We start from the raw sequence: 13,668 nt of genomic DNA on the forward strand, positions 1-13,668 counted from the left end.
AGAGTAATTTTACTATTTGATTAATTCTAAAATATCTCTTTTTTTGTTAAGTTCAAGTTGTCTAGAATAATAAAAATATTTAGTCAAAACCAAAATTCCTATATGGAATTCTTTTTTCTTATCTAAAAATTTCTTAATATATTGATGAGCATTATTAATAATTTCCAATGCATCTTTTGGGCGACTTTTAAAATATTCAATTACTGCTGACAAATTCTCATTATCAATCAAAGCAAAGTGATAATTTGGTTTTAAAGTTCCTTCCATAAACCAAGTTTCGCAAGTTATTTTTGGAGCTAAAACTAAAGAATTAGAATTCATAGCCCATTTTAAGTTGCTTGCTACATCGTTACCCTCTAAAGAAATTATAAATTTATATTTCATTTGTTCTTTTTTGTTTAAAAAGTTTTTTTCCATTGGCTAGGTTGTTTTGAAGTATCTCCTATATCGCAAAAAGTTCTACCAAAATAAGAATCAAAAAATTCTTTTCGATGTTTTTGATATACTGCTCCTCTAAATATCGCTATATCCTTTTTATTTTCATAGTTTATGTTATCTTTTAAAAAGCAAAAGTGCCTATTTTTATCAAGTTTTAATAAAATATTATTTATATTATTTTCCAAAGATTTCGATTTGCAAATAGTTGCTTCTTTAAAAGTATGTCTTACATCGCCAAATTCTTTATTCCATAAAAATTCATCTTTAAAGTATTTACTGATTTCATAAGCATCAAAAGCATAAGAGGTGCTTTTAAAAGGAAATTTTCCTATTTTTTCCTTTGCTGTAGGTGTAAAAAATTCATCTATTTGATTATAATATTTAACTCGAGTTTGTATTTCTTTTAAGTCTTTAATATTGTATTTTTATCTAAATTTATTTGAAAAAAATATCTTGGTATAAAAGATATTCCCATTCCTTTTAAATTTATCAAAAGTCTTGATTGTAGCATTATAAAAAACCTAATAAATAAAATTTTTAATATTTTATCAAAAATTTAATAATTTATAAACAATAAAATAACTTTTGACAAAACAATAGTATTTTAAATATTAAAAATAAGAATGGCAGACAGGAAGGGATTCGAACCCTCGAAAGCTTGCACTTTACACGCGTTCCAGGCGTGCTCCTTCAACCGCTCGGACACCTGTCTATGAAATAAAGCGTTCATTATATCTATAAAAGCTTTAAAAATAAAGAAATTTTTTAAATATTGAAAATAAAATTATTTTTTAAAAAAATCAGAAAATTTTTAGTAAAAAGTAGTATAATTATATTTTTATTTTAGTCAGGGTAGCTCAGCTGGTTAGAGCGCTGGTCTCATAAGCCGGAGGTCGGGAGTTCAAGTCTCCCCCTTGACACCATTAAATGTAATAATTATTTTTTTTCTTTTGTTACTACAAAAACAATTCCACCAAAACCTATAATCACAACAGCTGTTATAAAAACGATTTCAAAAATATCTAGCATTGTCATTGTTCTTTTGCCCTTTCTTTAAGCTGTCCACAAGCAGCTGAGATATCAAGCCCTTTACTTTCTCTTATAGTGCAAGTTACACCTTTATTGCTGAGTAAATCTTGAAATTTAATCACATTTTCTAAACTAGGGCGTTTATATAAACTTCCTTCATGTGGATTAAAGAGTATTAAATTCACTTTGGCTTTAATACCATTCAAAAGCTTGACTAATTCTTTAGCGTGTTCAAGCTTATCATTGATACCATCAATTAAAAGATATTCAAACATCACCCTTTTTCTTTGATCTATAGGAAATTCACGCACCGCATCCATAATCGCAGCGATATTATAAGCTTTATTGATAGGCATAAGTTCGGTTCGAAGCTCATCATTAACCGCGTGCAATGATATAGCAAGTAAAACACCTAAGTTCATTTGACCTAATTCTTTGATTTGTTTTGCTAAACCACTAGTGCTGATGGTTTGACGGCGGGGACTTATGGCAAGCCCCTCATTTTGTGCTAAAATTTTTACCGCTTTAGAAACATTTTTAAGATTATCCAAAGGCTCGCCCATACCCATATATACTATATTTACACGGCGTTCATAAGGGATATTATTTTGTTTTTTGATCCATAAAATTTGTCCGACTATCTCCCCTGCGCTTAAATTTCTTTTCAAACCACCCTTGGCAGTAAGACAAAAACTACATCCACTTTTACAACCCACTTGAGAAGAAACACAGATAGTGTATCTTGCATGAGAAATTCTTTTGCCTTCTGCGTCTATTTTTTCTTTTTTCATAGGCAAAAGCACACTTTCTACCCTTAAACCATCAACGAGTTCAAAAAGATATTTTATACTTCCATCTTTACTTTGCTCATTTTTAACACATTTTACAGGAGAGAAATGAAAATTTTGCGCAAGTTCTAAACGTAGATCTTTTGATAAACTTGACATATCGGAAAAATTATTGGCGTATTTTTGATAAATCCATTGATAAATTTGTTTCACGCGAAACATCGGTTTGATTTTTTCTCCTAATTCTTCAGGTAAAAAATCTAAAATATTAACAAGCTCTTTCAAAATTATTTTCCTTTTTTGAATTTTTAAATATAATGATATTTTTTTAAGTATTCTTCTAATTTTTCTTTTGCCTTTTGATGATTTTTTATAAAATCTTCGTGAGCGTTTTCATTGCAAAAATTTGTTGCACACAAAATACACTCTGCATCAATATTTAAATTTTTAGCTACGCTCAAAACAGAAAAGGCTTCCATATTTTCTGCAAAAAAACCTAATTTTGAAAATTCTTTTGCTGCTTTTGAATTTTGACAAATATAATTTGAAGAATTGATTTTTATTGTTTCACGAGAAACATTTTCTTTTTCTAAGCAAATTTCATATTTTGCAGGAGTATAAAATGCATGTGAAATTTTAGAAAATTCTACATTAAAAGCGTGCGAACTTCTATAAATTTCTAAAATCTCTCCCTTATCATAAAGCCCACAAGTTCCTATAAATATAAGTTTTGATGGTTTTTCTTTGAAGCAAAGTTGACTCAAATGAAAAGCTGATTCAACCAAACCTATGCCTATAGCTTTTGCAAAAGAAAAATTTTCATTTCCACCCGCACAAACAATCATTTTGATCCTTATGAAATTTTACAAAAAATAATTCTACCTAAAAAGACTTAATTAAGAATTTTTAGATAAAATTATTTCTTATGGTTAAAGCAAAAAAACAATACGGACAAAATTTTTTAATCGATAAAAGCGTATTAGCAAAAATCATCCAAGCCATACCCAAAGAGATGAACAATATCATTGAGATTGGGCCTGGCTTAGGTGATTTAACGCAAGAACTTTTAAAAATTTCTCAAGTAAAAGCTTATGAAATCGATAATGATCTCATACCTATTTTAAAAAAGAAATTTCAAAAAGAACTTGAATGTGGAAAATTTAACTTGATCCATCAAGACGCAAGCGAAGCTTTTAATCCTAGTCTTGATGAAAAACCATATTTTTTGGTTGCAAATTTGCCTTATTATGTTGCAAGTCACATTATATTAAAAGCTTTAGAAGATAAAAATTGTCTAGGGCTTATTGTAATGGTGCAAAAAGAAATGGCTGAAAAATTCTGCGCTAAAGAAGGAAATAGTGAGTTTTCTTCCTTAGGTGTTTTAAGTGCAATGATTTGCGAAAGAAAAATGCTTTTTGATGTTGATCCACAATGTTTTAATCCGCCGCCAAAAGTTATGTCAGCGGTGATGAGTTTGATTAAAACTAAGGATTTTGATGAACTTTGCGAAATAGAAAATTTCAAAAATTTTCTAAAAGACTGTTTTAAAGCTCCTAGAAAACAACTCTTAGGAAATTTAAAAACATATAAAGCAAAAGTTTTAGAAGTTTTAAGCACTCTTGGCTTAAAAGAAAACATCAGACCACATGAAATTTGCGTTGATTCATACCTTAAAATTTATGACAAATTAAAGGATGAATATGGACGAAAACAAAGAGATAAATAAAAATGAACAAAATCCGAACTCAAATTCAAAAAACAATAAACGCTATAAATATAAAAATCGTAGAAAAAAATTAGCTGATTCTTTGCAAAATGAAAACGATACTCCAAAAATCGATCAAAATTCTAACAAGGAAAATTCTGAAAACTCAGAAAATAAAACTGAGAAAAAAAAGAAGAAAAATCGTAATCTTCCTTCAAAACTCACAGGCAATGAAGATTGGCAAATCGCTCTTGCAGAATGTATAGAAGCTAACCGTGTTTCACATGAAAACCGCTTACACCCCTTAAAATATAATAATTCTAGCGAACATAAAATCCGCATCACTCCTTTAGGAGGCTTAGGAGAAATCGGTGGAAATATCAGTGTTTTTGAAACCAATAAAGACGCAATTATAGTAGATATAGGTATGAGTTTTCCAGATGGGACTATGCATGGGGTAGATATTATCATCCCTGATTTTGACTATGTAAGAAAAATTAAAGATAAAATTCGCGGTATAGTGATCACTCATGCACACGAAGATCATATCGGTGCGGTGCCTTATTTCTTTAAAGAATTTCAATTTCCTATCTACGCTACACCTTTGGCTTTAGGAATGATTTCAAACAAATTTGAAGAACATGGCTTAAAAGCAGAACGCAAATGGTTTCGTCCTGTAGAAAAACGTAAAGTTTATGAAATAGGTGAATTTGATATAGAGTGGATCCACATCACGCATTCTATCATTGATGCTTCAGCACTTGCGATCAAAACAAAAGCAGGAACGATTATCCACACAGGTGATTTTAAAATTGATCAAACTCCAATCGATGGCTATCCAACAGACTTAGGACGTTTGGCACATTATGGAGAAGAAGGGGTTTTATGTCTTTTAAGCGATAGTACAAATTCGTACAAAGAAGGTTATACAAAAAGTGAAAGCTCCGTAGGGCCAACTTTTGATCAAATCTTTGCACGTACCAAAGGCAGGGTGATCATGAGTACTTTTAGTTCTAATATCCACCGCGTTTATCAAGCTATCACTTATGGTTTAAAATACGGTAGAAAAGTTTGTGTGATCGGTCGTTCTATGGAAAGAAATCTTTATACTACTATGGAATTAGGCTATATCAAACTTGATAGAAAAATTTTCATTGATGCTGATGAAGTAAGCAAATATAAAGACAATGAAGTGCTTATCGTAACTACAGGAAGTCAAGGTGAAACTATGAGTGCGCTTTATAGAATGGCAACAGATGAGCATAAATTTATAAAGATTAAGCCTACAGATCAAGTAATCATTTCAGCTAAAGCTATACCAGGAAATGAAGCAAGCGTTTCTGCAGTGCTTGACTATCTTTTAAAAGCAGGAGCTAAAGTAGCGTATCAAGAATTTAGTGAAATTCATGTAAGCGGACACGCTAGTATAGAAGAGCAAAAGCTTATGCTAACTCTTACTAAACCTAAATTTTTCTTACCGGTTCATGGGGAATACAACCATATCACCAAACACAAAGAAACAGCAATGAAGTGCGGTATCCCTGAAAGAAATATTTATCTTATGAGTGATGGCGATCAAGTAGAACTTTGCCAAAAATATGTCAAACGCATAAAAACCGTAAAAACAGGTAAAGTTTTTGTAGATAATCAAATCAACAAACAAATCGCCGATGATGTAGTTATAGATCGCCAAAAACTTGCAGATAGTGGTATAGTAGTTATTATCGCACAAATTGACAAAGCTACAAAAACACTGATCAACAAACCAAGAGTATTTAGCTATGGGCTAGTAGCTGACAAACACGATCATGCTTTTAGCAAAGATATGGCTGAAGTTTTAGGACAATTTTTCATCAATGTTAAAGATGAAGTACTCAATGATCCAAGATTTTTAGAAAATCAAATCCGCCAAGTTTTAAGAAAACACATCTTTAGAAAGATTAAAAAATACCCAACCATAGTTCCAACTATTTTTGTAATGTAAAAAAGGGCAAAAACGCCCTTTTTAAGGAAGATCAAATGAGAATTAATAAATTTATATCCCATAACACCCGCTATTCACGCCGTGAAGCCGATGAACTTATCAAACAAGGCTTAGTAAAAATAAACAACAAAATTGCCCTTTTAAGCGATGAAGTTAAATTTGATGATAAAGTTTTTGTTAAAGGTAAAAGAGTACAAAAAAGAACGCAATTTAGCGTGATAATCTACCATAAACAAAAAGGTGAAATTGTCAGTAAAAAAGACGATCGTGGAAGAAAAACTATATATGATACCTTGCCAAGACAATTTAGTACTTGGCTTAGCGTAGGCAGGCTGGATTATGCAAGTGAAGGCTTACTTTTGCTTACAGATTCTCCTGTGATTGCCGATGCTTTAATGCATAGCGATTTAGAAAGAGAATACTACCTTAAAGTTAAAGGCACGGTGAGCAAACAAGTCATCGAAGCCATGCAAAATGGACTTGAGATTAAAAATGAAAAAAAAGGCGCGCATGCAAAAACTAAAATTACCTCTATGAGTTTTGCTCCTTTTATAGACTTTGAAATTTTTGGATCAAGTGGAGGCTATACTAAGCTTAGAGTGGTTATAAATGAAGGTAAAAATAGAGAGCTTAGACGCTTTTTTGGACATTTTGATCTTGAGGTTATGGATCTTAAGCGTGTTGCTTTTGGGGCTTTAGATCTTGGTATGTTAAAGGCGGGAAAACACCGTTATTTAGAAAATGGCGAATATGAAAAATTAAGAGATTTTTTGAAATTTAATGAAATAAGATATTGATCATTATATACAAAAATTTAAAAAATAATGATAATTTTTAAATTCTAAAAATTCTATTATTATTATCCTTTTTAAAAGGAAAATAATAGAAAAATTTCATCAAATTCCTTGACTTTGAAAACAAGATTTTATATACTCTCATTTCAATTTTTATAAATTGGTTAGTTTTTAACTAACGAGTTCTTTTTAAAGGAAATATTATGGAAAGAATTAGGCTTAAGCTAAAAGCTTATGACCATCGAGTACTAGACAGAACAGTTGCAGCAATCGTAGAAGCTGTTAAAAGAACAGGTGCGGATATCAGAGGTCCGATACCAATGCCTACTAAAATCAAACGCTATACAGTTTTAAAATCTCCACACATTAACAAAGATTCTCGTGAGCAGTTTGAGATAAGAATTCACGCGCGTATGCTAGATATAGTAGCAGCGACTCCAGATACAGTTGATTCTTTAACTAAGCTTGATTTAGCGCCAGAAGTAAGCGTTGAAGTAAGAGCTATGGGTAAGTAAGGATAAGATATGGAATATATTGTAGAAAAAATCGGAATGAGTAGAACAATTACTAATCCAAGTATCGCTGTAACTTTACTAAGAGTTGTAAATGCAAAAGTATGTGAAGTTGAAGGCGGAAAGGCTTTAGTAGCATATCCAAAAGGTAAAGCAAGTAATAAATGTGTCGCAGGACAACAAAAAAAGTATAATCTTTCTGCAGAATACAATAGATTTGCGACTTTAGAAGTAGCAAATACTGAAGCAGGAGATTTAGATGAAACTCCATTAAATGAAGCAAAAATTTTAAAAGTAAGCTTTAACACTAAAGGTAGAGGTTATAGCGGTGTTATGAAAAGACATAACTTCGCAGGGGGTCCAGCAAGTCACGGTTCTAGATTTCACAGACGCCACGGATCTATTGGTAATAGAGAATGGCCAGGTCGTGTTCAACCAGGTATGAAAATGGCAGGACACTATGGAAATACTAAAGTGACCGTTAAAAACGAAGTTGTATCTTATGATGCTGAAAATAAAATTTTAGTAGTTAAAGGTGCAGTACCAGGTTATAATGGTGCTATGGGTAAAATAAGGATTGCAAAATGAGTAAAGTAGTTGTTTTAAATGATAAATTAGAAAAAGCAGGTGAACTTGATTTACCTTCAAAATATGCGGAAGTAAATCCACACAATCTTTACTTGTATGTAAAATCTTACCTTGCAAGTTTAAGAGCAAATACAGCTCATACTAAAGGTAGAAGTGATGTAAGTGGTGGTGGTAAAAAACCTTGGAGACAAAAAGGTCGTGGCGGTGCTAGAGCGGGTTCAACAAGAACTAACGTTTGGGTAGGCGGTGCGGTTGCTTTTGGTCCAACAAATGAAAGAAACTACTTTCAAAAAGTAAATAAAAAACAAAAAAGATTGGCGCTTGAAAGAGCTTTAGCAGATAAAGCAGCTAAAGGTGTGTTATTTACTGCTGATTCTTTGGCTATTGAAAGTGGTAAAACAAAAGATGCAAACGCTGTGATTAAAAAACTTGGCGTCAAAGATGCTTTAATCGTTAAAGATTTACTAGATGAAAAAACACTTTTAGCTTACAGAAATTTAGCAAATTGCTATGTAGTTGATGTAAGCGAAGTAAATGCTTATTTAGTATCTGTATTTAATGCTGTTATTATGGAAAAATCAGCGTTAGAATCTATTATAAAAGAGGGATAATTATGGCAGATATTACTGATATAAAGACTATACTTTACACAGAAAAAAGTTTGAATTTGCAAGAGCAAGGTGTCGTAGTTATTCAAACTTCGCCAAAAATGACTAAAACAGGTTTAAAAGCGGTTTTAAAAGAGTATTTTGGTGTAACTCCAAAAAGCATCAATTCCTTAAGAATGGATGGAAAAGTTAAGCGTTTTAGAGGTCGTTTAGGTCAAAGAAACGATTATAAAAAATTCTATGTTAAGCTACCTGAAGGTGTTAGCTTAGAAAATACGGAGGCTTAAGATGGCAATTAAAACTTATAAACCATATACTCCAAGTAGAAGATATATCACAGGTTTAAGTTCTGAAGATATTACAGCTAAACCAAGTGTACGCTCACTACTTGTTAAACTTCCAGCACACGCAGGTCGTAACAGCTATGGAAGAATTACAAGTCGTCATAAAGAAGCGGGTGCTAAAAAACTTTACAGAATTATTGATTTTAAACGTCGTAAATTCGGTATAGAAGGCAAAGTAGAAGCAATCGAGTATGATCCATATAGAAATTGTAGAATTGCTTTGATTGCTTATAAAGATGGGGAAAAAAGATATATTCTTCAACCACGTGGATTAAGCGTTGGCGATATCGTTGTAGCTGCTGAAAGCGGACTTGATATTAAACCAGGTAATGCAATGAAGCTTAAAAACATTCCTGTGGGTACTATTGTTCATAATGTTGAGTTAAAACCAGGTAAAGGCGGTCAAATGATCCGTTCTGCGGGTGCTTATGCACAACTTATGGGTAAAGAAGAAAAATATGTTATTTTAAGACTTGCAAGTGGCGAAATGAGACAAGTTTTAGCTGAATGTATGGCAAGTATCGGCGAAGTTGGAAATGAAGAATGGGCTAACGTAACTATCGGTAAAGCAGGTAGAAATCGCCATAGAGGTATCCGCCCGCAAACTCGTGGTTCTGCAATGAACCCAGTAGATCACCCACACGGTGGGGGTGAAGGTAAGAAAAATTCAGGCCGTCATCCAGTAACTCCATGGGGTAAACCAACCAAAGGTGCGAAAACTCGTCGTAAAAAAGCTAGCGATAAGCTAATAATTTCAAGAAGAAAAGGAAAGTAAGATGGCTAGATCACTAAAAAAAGGTCCTTTTGTTGATGATCATGTAATGAAAAAAGTCATCGCTGCTAAAAAGGCTAATGATAATAAACCAATTAAAACTTGGTCAAGAAGAAGCACAATTACTCCTGATATGATAGGACTTACATTTAATGTTCATAATGGTAAAAGCTTTATTCCAGTTTATATTACTGAAAATCATATCGGTTATAAGCTTGGTGAATTTGCTCCAACACGCACATTTAAAGGGCATAAAGGCTCTGTGCAAAAGAAAATTGGTAAGTAAGGGATAAGATATGAGTAAAGCATTAATTAAATTCATAAGATTATCTCCAACTAAAGCAAGATTGATTGCTAGGGAAGTTCAGGGGATGAATGCAGAATTAGCTATGGCTAGTTTAAAATTTATGCCAAATAAAGGTGCAAAATATATCGCAAACGCAATTTCAAGTGCAGTAGCAAATGGTGGCTTTGAAGCAAACGAAGTGGTTGTAAAAAGTTGTCGCGTGGATGCAGCTGCGGTGTTGAAAAGATTTAGACCAAGAGCTAGAGGAAGTGCAAGTCGTATTAGAAAACCAACTTCACATATTTTAGTAGAAGTGGCAAAAGCAGAAGTGAAAGCTGAAGAGAAAAAAGCAGTAGCTAAAAAAACTACTACAACAAAAGCTCCAGCTAAAAAAACAACAAGCACTAAAAAAGCAACAGCGAAAAAGGAAAGCTAATGGGACAAAAAGTTAATCCAATTGGTCTAAGACTAGGAATCAATAGAAACTGGGAATCAAGATGGTTTCCAACTAAAGCAAATTTAGTAGAAAATATCGGTGAAGATTACAAAATCAGAGCTTTCTTAAAAAGAAAACTTTATTACGCAGGAATTAGTCAAATTTTAGTAGAAAGAACTGCTAAAAAACTTCGCGTTACTGTAGTTGCTGCAAGACCAGGTATCATCATCGGTAAAAAAGGTAGTGATGTTGATAATTTAAGAAAAGAATTGCAAGATTTAATCGGTAAAGATGTAAATATCAATATCAAAGAAGAAAGAAAAGCAGGAGCTTCAGCTCAACTTGCTGCTGAAAGTGTTGCAACTCAACTTGAAAAAAGAATTGCTTTTAGAAGAGCAATGAAAAAAGTAATTCAAGGCGCGCAAAAAGCAGGCGCTAAAGGGATTAAAGTTTCAGTTTCTGGTCGTTTAGGCGGTGCTGAAATGGCAAGAACAGAATGGTATCTTGAAGGACGCGTTCCACTTCATACTTTAAGAGCAAAAATCGATTATGGTTTTGCAGAAGCTAGAACTACTTATGGAAACATAGGGGTTAAAGTATGGATCTTTAAAGGTGAGGTATTACACAAAGGTATGCAACCTGAAAAAACTGAAGAAAGTGCTCCAGCTAAAAAGCCAAGACGCACAAGAAGGGGTAAATAATCATGTTAATGCCAAAAAGAACTAAATATCGCAAAATGATGAAAGGGCGTAACAGAGGTTATGCTAATCGTGGAACAGAATTTACTTTTGGTGAATTTGCATTAAAAGCAACTGAAGCAGGACGCATTAACTCACGCCAAATCGAAGCAGCGCGTATTGCTTTAACTCGTTTTGTTAAAAGACAAGGAAAAACTTGGATTAGAGTTTTCCCAGATAAGCCTTTGACAAAAAAACCTTTAGAAACTCGTATGGGTAAAGGTAAAGGTGCTGTTGAGGAATGGGTAATGAATATCAAGCCAGGCCGTATCATTTATGAAATGGCAGGAGTAAGCGAAGAAATGGCAAGAGAAGCATTGACTTTAGCTATGCATAAACTTCCATTTAAAACTAAGTTTGTTACAAGAGAGAGCCAAAATGAAATATACTGAGATTAAAGATAAAACAGCAGCTGAGCTTGCAACAATGCTAAAAGAAAAAAAGGTGCTTTTATTCACTTTAAAACAAAAGCTAAAAACAATGCAACTTACTAATCCAAAAGAGATTAGCCAAGTAAAAAAAGACATTGCTAGAATAAATACAGCAATTAACGCTTTAAGATAAGGATAGAGAAAATGGCATTTAAAAGAGAAATTCAAGGCGTTGTTGTTAAAATCGCTGGTGAAAAAACCGCAAGTGTTTTGGTTGAAAGAAAAGTGGTTCATCCAAGATATAGAAAAATTGTTAAACGCTTTAAAAAATATCTAATTCATGATGAGAGAAATGAAGTTAAAGTGGGTGATACTGTTGTTGCAGTAGAATGCAGACCACTTTCAAAAAGAAAATCATTTCGCTTAAAATCTGTATTAGCTACAGGAGTTGAGTAATGATTCAAAGTTTTACAAGACTTGCAGTTGCTGATAATAGCGGTGCAAAAGAATTAATGTGTATCAAGGTTTTAGGGGGTAGCAAAAGAAGATACGCTACCGTAGGTGATGTAATCGTTGCATCTGTTAAAAAAGCTTTACCAAATGGAAAAGTTAAAAAAGGTCAAGTGGTAAAAGCGGTTATCGTTAGAACTAAAAAAGAAATTCATAGAGATAATGGTTCTTTGATTCGTTTTGATGAAAATGCTGCGGTTATTCTTGACAACAAAAGAGAGCCTATCGGAACTCGTATCTTTGGGCCAGTGGGCAGAGAAGTTAGATATGGTGGCTTTATGAAAATCGTTTCACTAGCACCGGAGGTATTATAATGGCGGTTAAATTAAAAATCAAAAAAGGTGATAGCGTTAAGGTTATCACAGGCGATGATAAAGGTAAAACAGGTAAAGTTTTAGCGGTATATCCAAAAACACTTAAAGTGGTAGTTGAAGGATGTAAAATCGCTAAAAAAGCTATTAAGCCGAGTGAGAAAAACCCAAATGGTGGTTTTATCAATAAAGAAATGCCAATGGATATTTCCAATGTGGCAAAAGTTCAGGAGTAAGCGATGATGAGATTAAAAGAAAAATACAATCAAAGCATTAAACCTGCATTGGTTAAAGAATTTGATATTAAAAATCCTATGCTTATCCCTGTGATCGAAAAAGTAGTTATCAGCGTAGGTGCTGGTGAGTTGGCTAAAGATCAAAAAGTATTGCAAAATGTTGCAGATACTATTTCTTTAATTGCAGGACAAAAGGCTGTGATTACTAAAGCTAAAAAATCAGTTGCAGGATTTAAAGTTCGCGAAGGTTTTCCTGTGGGTGTAATGGTAACTTTAAGAAAAGAAAATATGTATGCTTTTCTTGATAAATTAATCTCTATTGCTTTGCCAAGGGTGAAAGACTTTAGAGGTTTAAGTAGAGATGGTTTTGATGGACGCGGAAACTATAACTTCGGTCTTGATGAGCAGTTGATGTTCCCAGAAGTGGAGTATGATAAAATTTTAAGAACTCATGGTATGAATATTTCTATAGTTACAACAGCACAAAATGACAAACAGGCACAAAAGTTATTAGAACTTATCGGTGTGCCATTTACAAAAGGAAAGTAAGATGGCTAAAAAATCAATGATTGCAAAAGCGGCACGCAAGCCTAAATTTAAGGTTAGAGCTTATACGAGATGCCAAATTTGTGGGCGTCCGCATTCGGTTTATAGAGATTTTGGAATTTGCAGAGTTTGCTTAAGAAAAATGGGCAATGAAGGTTTGATTCCAGGCCTTAAGAAAGCAAGTTGGTAAGGATAAAATATGATAAATGATATTATTTCAGATTCACTCACTCGTATCAGAAATGCAGGAATGAGAAAGCTTGAAACAACCAAGCTTTTACATTCTAAAGTTGTAGAAGCTTTAGTTGGAATTTTTCAAGCTAAGGGCTATATTGAGAGTTTTAATGTTATTGAAGAAGATAAAAAGAAATTTATCAATGTAGTTTTAAAATACGATGAAAAAGGTAAGAGTGTTATCAATGAGCTTAAAAGAATTTCTAAGCCTGGTCGTCGTGTTTATAAAGGTAAAGATGAAATCAAGCGTTTTAAAAACGGTTATGGTACTATCGTAGTTAGCACAAGTCGTGGCGTTTTAGCTAATGATGAAGCTTATAAAGCAGGTGTTGGCGGCGAAATTTTATGTACTATTTGGTAAAAAATCTGCTTTTTATGGCATTGGGTATCCATTCTTTTAAAAAAGTAGAAATATCCTAGACAAATAAAAAGGAAAAAT

The 13,668-nt window shown here is 32.9% G+C and carries 23 protein-coding genes and 2 tRNA genes; 20 read left to right on the forward strand and 5 right to left on the reverse strand.

Translation table 11 applies throughout. The annotated features are described in order from the left end of the window. Window positions 1-12 precede the first annotated feature (12 nt). Both AJN64_RS09850 and AJN64_RS08950 read right to left on the reverse strand, forming a co-directional pair. A complete protein-coding gene (locus AJN64_RS09850; RefSeq protein ID WP_012006801.1) occupies window positions 13-384 on the reverse strand; it encodes a glycosyl transferase family 90 in 372 nt (123 codons plus the stop codon). A 678-nt stretch (window positions 385-1,062) separates the two neighbouring features. Next, window positions 1,063-1,150, reverse strand: a tRNA-Ser gene (locus AJN64_RS08950). Window positions 1,151-1,284: 134 nt separating this feature from the next. Between AJN64_RS08950 and AJN64_RS08955 the strand changes: the two genes are divergently transcribed. Next, a tRNA-Met gene (locus AJN64_RS08955) sits at window positions 1,285-1,361 on the forward strand. Between the two features lie 13 nt (window positions 1,362-1,374). Here the strand turns inward: AJN64_RS08955 and AJN64_RS08960 are convergent. From AJN64_RS08960 to AJN64_RS08970, 3 genes are read right to left on the reverse strand one after another with little or no spacing between them, the layout of a single operon-like run. Then, a complete protein-coding gene (locus tag AJN64_RS08960) occupies window positions 1,375-1,473 on the reverse strand; it encodes a hypothetical protein (RefSeq protein ID WP_002869298.1) in 99 nt (32 codons plus the stop codon). Then, window positions 1,470-2,540 carry a 23S rRNA (adenine(2503)-C(2))-methyltransferase RlmN gene (gene rlmN / locus AJN64_RS08965; RefSeq protein WP_053872656.1) on the reverse strand — a complete coding sequence of 357 codons (1,071 nt, stop codon included), beginning with the start codon at window positions 2,538-2,540 and terminating at the stop codon, window positions 1,470-1,472. Before rlmN ends, AJN64_RS08960 begins: the two co-directional genes overlap by 4 nt. 23 nt (window positions 2,541-2,563) lie before the next feature. Further along, window positions 2,564-3,100 (reverse strand): purine-nucleoside phosphorylase, encoded by a 537-nt coding sequence (locus AJN64_RS08970; RefSeq protein ID WP_002859707.1) that lies wholly within the window; start codon window positions 3,098-3,100, stop codon window positions 2,564-2,566. Between the two features lie 80 nt (window positions 3,101-3,180). Here AJN64_RS08970 and rsmA point away from each other — a divergent pair, with 80 nt between their 5' ends. The 19 genes from rsmA (at window position 3,181) to rpsH (ending at window position 13,590) form a co-directional block, all read left to right on the forward strand. Next, on the forward strand, window positions 3,181-3,981 hold the full coding sequence (rsmA, locus tag AJN64_RS08975; protein WP_002937496.1) for a 16S rRNA (adenine(1518)-N(6)/adenine(1519)-N(6))-dimethyltransferase RsmA: 801 nt from the start codon (window positions 3,181-3,183) through the stop codon (window positions 3,979-3,981). Next, window positions 3,950-5,944 (forward strand): ribonuclease J, encoded by a 1,995-nt coding sequence (locus AJN64_RS08980; protein ID WP_079264877.1) that lies wholly within the window; start codon window positions 3,950-3,952, stop codon window positions 5,942-5,944. Before rsmA ends, AJN64_RS08980 begins: the two co-directional genes overlap by 32 nt. A gap of 35 nt (window positions 5,945-5,979) precedes the next feature. Then, window positions 5,980-6,741: a pseudouridine synthase gene (locus AJN64_RS08985; RefSeq protein ID WP_002853086.1), complete on the forward strand. Its 762-nt coding sequence runs from the start codon at window positions 5,980-5,982 to the stop codon at window positions 6,739-6,741. Window positions 6,742-6,941: 200 nt separating this feature from the next. Further along, window positions 6,942-7,253: a 30S ribosomal protein S10 gene (rpsJ, locus tag AJN64_RS08990; RefSeq protein WP_002779353.1), complete on the forward strand. Its 312-nt coding sequence runs from the start codon at window positions 6,942-6,944 to the stop codon at window positions 7,251-7,253. 9 nt (window positions 7,254-7,262) lie between these two features. Beyond that, window positions 7,263-7,838 (forward strand): 50S ribosomal protein L3, encoded by a 576-nt coding sequence (gene rplC, locus AJN64_RS08995; RefSeq protein WP_002779987.1) that lies wholly within the window; start codon window positions 7,263-7,265, stop codon window positions 7,836-7,838. Next, window positions 7,835-8,449 (forward strand): 50S ribosomal protein L4, encoded by a 615-nt coding sequence (gene rplD, locus AJN64_RS09000; RefSeq protein WP_070292900.1) that lies wholly within the window; start codon window positions 7,835-7,837, stop codon window positions 8,447-8,449. Before rplC ends, rplD begins: the two co-directional genes overlap by 4 nt. Before the next feature lie 2 nt (window positions 8,450-8,451). After that, window positions 8,452-8,733, forward strand: a complete 282-nt coding sequence (locus AJN64_RS09005; protein WP_002856384.1) for a 50S ribosomal protein L23 — start codon at window positions 8,452-8,454, stop codon at window positions 8,731-8,733. Between the two features lies 1 nt (window position 8,734). Further along, window positions 8,735-9,565 carry a 50S ribosomal protein L2 gene (rplB, locus tag AJN64_RS09010; RefSeq protein ID WP_052949462.1) on the forward strand — a complete coding sequence of 277 codons (831 nt, stop codon included), beginning with the start codon at window positions 8,735-8,737 and terminating at the stop codon, window positions 9,563-9,565. 1 nt (window position 9,566) lies between these two features. After that, complete coding sequence (rpsS, locus tag AJN64_RS09015) at window positions 9,567-9,848, forward strand: 30S ribosomal protein S19 (protein ID WP_002851509.1); 282 nt, start codon at window positions 9,567-9,569, stop codon at window positions 9,846-9,848. Between the two features lie 10 nt (window positions 9,849-9,858). Then, window positions 9,859-10,284 carry a 50S ribosomal protein L22 gene (rplV, locus tag AJN64_RS09020; protein ID WP_004305840.1) on the forward strand — a complete coding sequence of 142 codons (426 nt, stop codon included), beginning with the start codon at window positions 9,859-9,861 and terminating at the stop codon, window positions 10,282-10,284. Continuing rightward, a complete protein-coding gene (gene rpsC / locus AJN64_RS09025) occupies window positions 10,284-10,985 on the forward strand; it encodes a 30S ribosomal protein S3 (RefSeq protein WP_002851138.1) in 702 nt (233 codons plus the stop codon). The genes rplV and rpsC overlap by 1 nt, the downstream gene beginning before the upstream one ends. Before the next feature lie 2 nt (window positions 10,986-10,987). Beyond that, on the forward strand, window positions 10,988-11,413 hold the full coding sequence (gene rplP / locus AJN64_RS09030; RefSeq protein WP_002779441.1) for a 50S ribosomal protein L16: 426 nt from the start codon (window positions 10,988-10,990) through the stop codon (window positions 11,411-11,413). Beyond that, the gene (rpmC, locus tag AJN64_RS09035) at window positions 11,400-11,585 is read left to right on the forward strand and encodes a 50S ribosomal protein L29 (RefSeq protein ID WP_002851566.1); all 186 of its coding nucleotides are present in this window, start codon (window positions 11,400-11,402) and stop codon (window positions 11,583-11,585) included. The genes rplP and rpmC overlap by 14 nt, the downstream gene beginning before the upstream one ends. Window positions 11,586-11,596: 11 nt before the next feature. Continuing rightward, entirely contained in the window at window positions 11,597-11,848 is a 252-nt protein-coding gene (rpsQ, locus tag AJN64_RS09040) for a 30S ribosomal protein S17 (RefSeq protein WP_002851549.1), read from the forward strand. Further along, complete coding sequence (gene rplN / locus AJN64_RS09045) at window positions 11,848-12,216, forward strand: 50S ribosomal protein L14 (RefSeq protein WP_002779438.1); 369 nt, start codon at window positions 11,848-11,850, stop codon at window positions 12,214-12,216. The genes rpsQ and rplN overlap by 1 nt, the downstream gene beginning before the upstream one ends. Beyond that, window positions 12,216-12,449 carry a 50S ribosomal protein L24 gene (gene rplX / locus AJN64_RS09050; protein WP_002779437.1) on the forward strand — a complete coding sequence of 78 codons (234 nt, stop codon included), beginning with the start codon at window positions 12,216-12,218 and terminating at the stop codon, window positions 12,447-12,449. The genes rplN and rplX overlap by 1 nt, the downstream gene beginning before the upstream one ends. A 3-nt stretch (window positions 12,450-12,452) precedes the next feature. Beyond that, window positions 12,453-12,998 carry a 50S ribosomal protein L5 gene (gene rplE / locus AJN64_RS09055; RefSeq protein ID WP_002851453.1) on the forward strand — a complete coding sequence of 182 codons (546 nt, stop codon included), beginning with the start codon at window positions 12,453-12,455 and terminating at the stop codon, window positions 12,996-12,998. 1 nt (window position 12,999) lies between these two features. Further along, window positions 13,000-13,185, forward strand: coding sequence for a type Z 30S ribosomal protein S14 (locus AJN64_RS09060; RefSeq protein WP_002851478.1), 186 nt, complete (start codon window positions 13,000-13,002; stop codon window positions 13,183-13,185). Window positions 13,186-13,194: 9 nt separating this feature from the next. Beyond that, entirely contained in the window at window positions 13,195-13,590 is a 396-nt protein-coding gene (gene rpsH, locus AJN64_RS09065) for a 30S ribosomal protein S8 (protein ID WP_002860830.1), read from the forward strand. Window positions 13,591-13,668 lie beyond the last annotated feature (78 nt).

Origin of the sequence: Campylobacter sp. BCW_4332 (genome assembly GCF_001763175.1) — a bacterium.
Classification (GTDB): Bacteria; Campylobacterota; Campylobacteria; order Campylobacterales; family Campylobacteraceae; genus Campylobacter_D; species Campylobacter_D jejuni.

Excerpts from the sequence above, each read along its gene's own strand:
- AJN64_RS08960 (WP_002869298.1), bottom strand. The coding sequence starts at position 1,473 with ATGACAATGCTAGATATTTTTGAAATCGTTTTTATAACAGCTGTTGTG.
- rplN (WP_002779438.1), top strand. The coding sequence starts at position 11,848 with ATGATTCAAAGTTTTACAAGACTTGCAGTTGCTGATAATAGCGGTGCA.
- AJN64_RS08985 (WP_002853086.1), top strand. The coding sequence starts at position 5,980 with ATGAGAATTAATAAATTTATATCCCATAACACCCGCTATTCACGCCGT.
- rplV (WP_004305840.1), top strand. The coding sequence starts at position 9,859 with ATGAGTAAAGCATTAATTAAATTCATAAGATTATCTCCAACTAAAGCA.
- rpsC (WP_002851138.1), top strand. The coding sequence starts at position 10,284 with ATGGGACAAAAAGTTAATCCAATTGGTCTAAGACTAGGAATCAATAGA.
- AJN64_RS09060 (WP_002851478.1), top strand. The coding sequence starts at position 13,000 with ATGGCTAAAAAATCAATGATTGCAAAAGCGGCACGCAAGCCTAAATTT.
- rplB (WP_052949462.1), top strand. The coding sequence starts at position 8,735 with ATGGCAATTAAAACTTATAAACCATATACTCCAAGTAGAAGATATATC.
- rpmC (WP_002851566.1), top strand. The coding sequence starts at position 11,400 with ATGAAATATACTGAGATTAAAGATAAAACAGCAGCTGAGCTTGCAACA.
- rpsS (WP_002851509.1), top strand. The coding sequence starts at position 9,567 with ATGGCTAGATCACTAAAAAAAGGTCCTTTTGTTGATGATCATGTAATG.
- AJN64_RS09850 (WP_012006801.1), bottom strand. The coding sequence starts at position 384 with ATGAAATATAAATTTATAATTTCTTTAGAGGGTAACGATGTAGCAAGC.
- rsmA (WP_002937496.1), top strand. The coding sequence starts at position 3,181 with ATGGTTAAAGCAAAAAAACAATACGGACAAAATTTTTTAATCGATAAA.
- rplP (WP_002779441.1), top strand. The coding sequence starts at position 10,988 with ATGTTAATGCCAAAAAGAACTAAATATCGCAAAATGATGAAAGGGCGT.
- rplX (WP_002779437.1), top strand. The coding sequence starts at position 12,216 with ATGGCGGTTAAATTAAAAATCAAAAAAGGTGATAGCGTTAAGGTTATC.
- AJN64_RS08970 (WP_002859707.1), bottom strand. The coding sequence starts at position 3,100 with ATGATTGTTTGTGCGGGTGGAAATGAAAATTTTTCTTTTGCAAAAGCT.
- rplE (WP_002851453.1), top strand. The coding sequence starts at position 12,453 with ATGATGAGATTAAAAGAAAAATACAATCAAAGCATTAAACCTGCATTG.
- AJN64_RS08980 (WP_079264877.1), top strand. The coding sequence starts at position 3,950 with ATGAATATGGACGAAAACAAAGAGATAAATAAAAATGAACAAAATCCG.
- rplD (WP_070292900.1), top strand. The coding sequence starts at position 7,835 with ATGAGTAAAGTAGTTGTTTTAAATGATAAATTAGAAAAAGCAGGTGAA.
- rplC (WP_002779987.1), top strand. The coding sequence starts at position 7,263 with ATGGAATATATTGTAGAAAAAATCGGAATGAGTAGAACAATTACTAAT.
- rpsJ (WP_002779353.1), top strand. The coding sequence starts at position 6,942 with ATGGAAAGAATTAGGCTTAAGCTAAAAGCTTATGACCATCGAGTACTA.
- rpsH (WP_002860830.1), top strand. The coding sequence starts at position 13,195 with ATGATAAATGATATTATTTCAGATTCACTCACTCGTATCAGAAATGCA.
- rpsQ (WP_002851549.1), top strand. The coding sequence starts at position 11,597 with ATGGCATTTAAAAGAGAAATTCAAGGCGTTGTTGTTAAAATCGCTGGT.
- AJN64_RS09005 (WP_002856384.1), top strand. The coding sequence starts at position 8,452 with ATGGCAGATATTACTGATATAAAGACTATACTTTACACAGAAAAAAGT.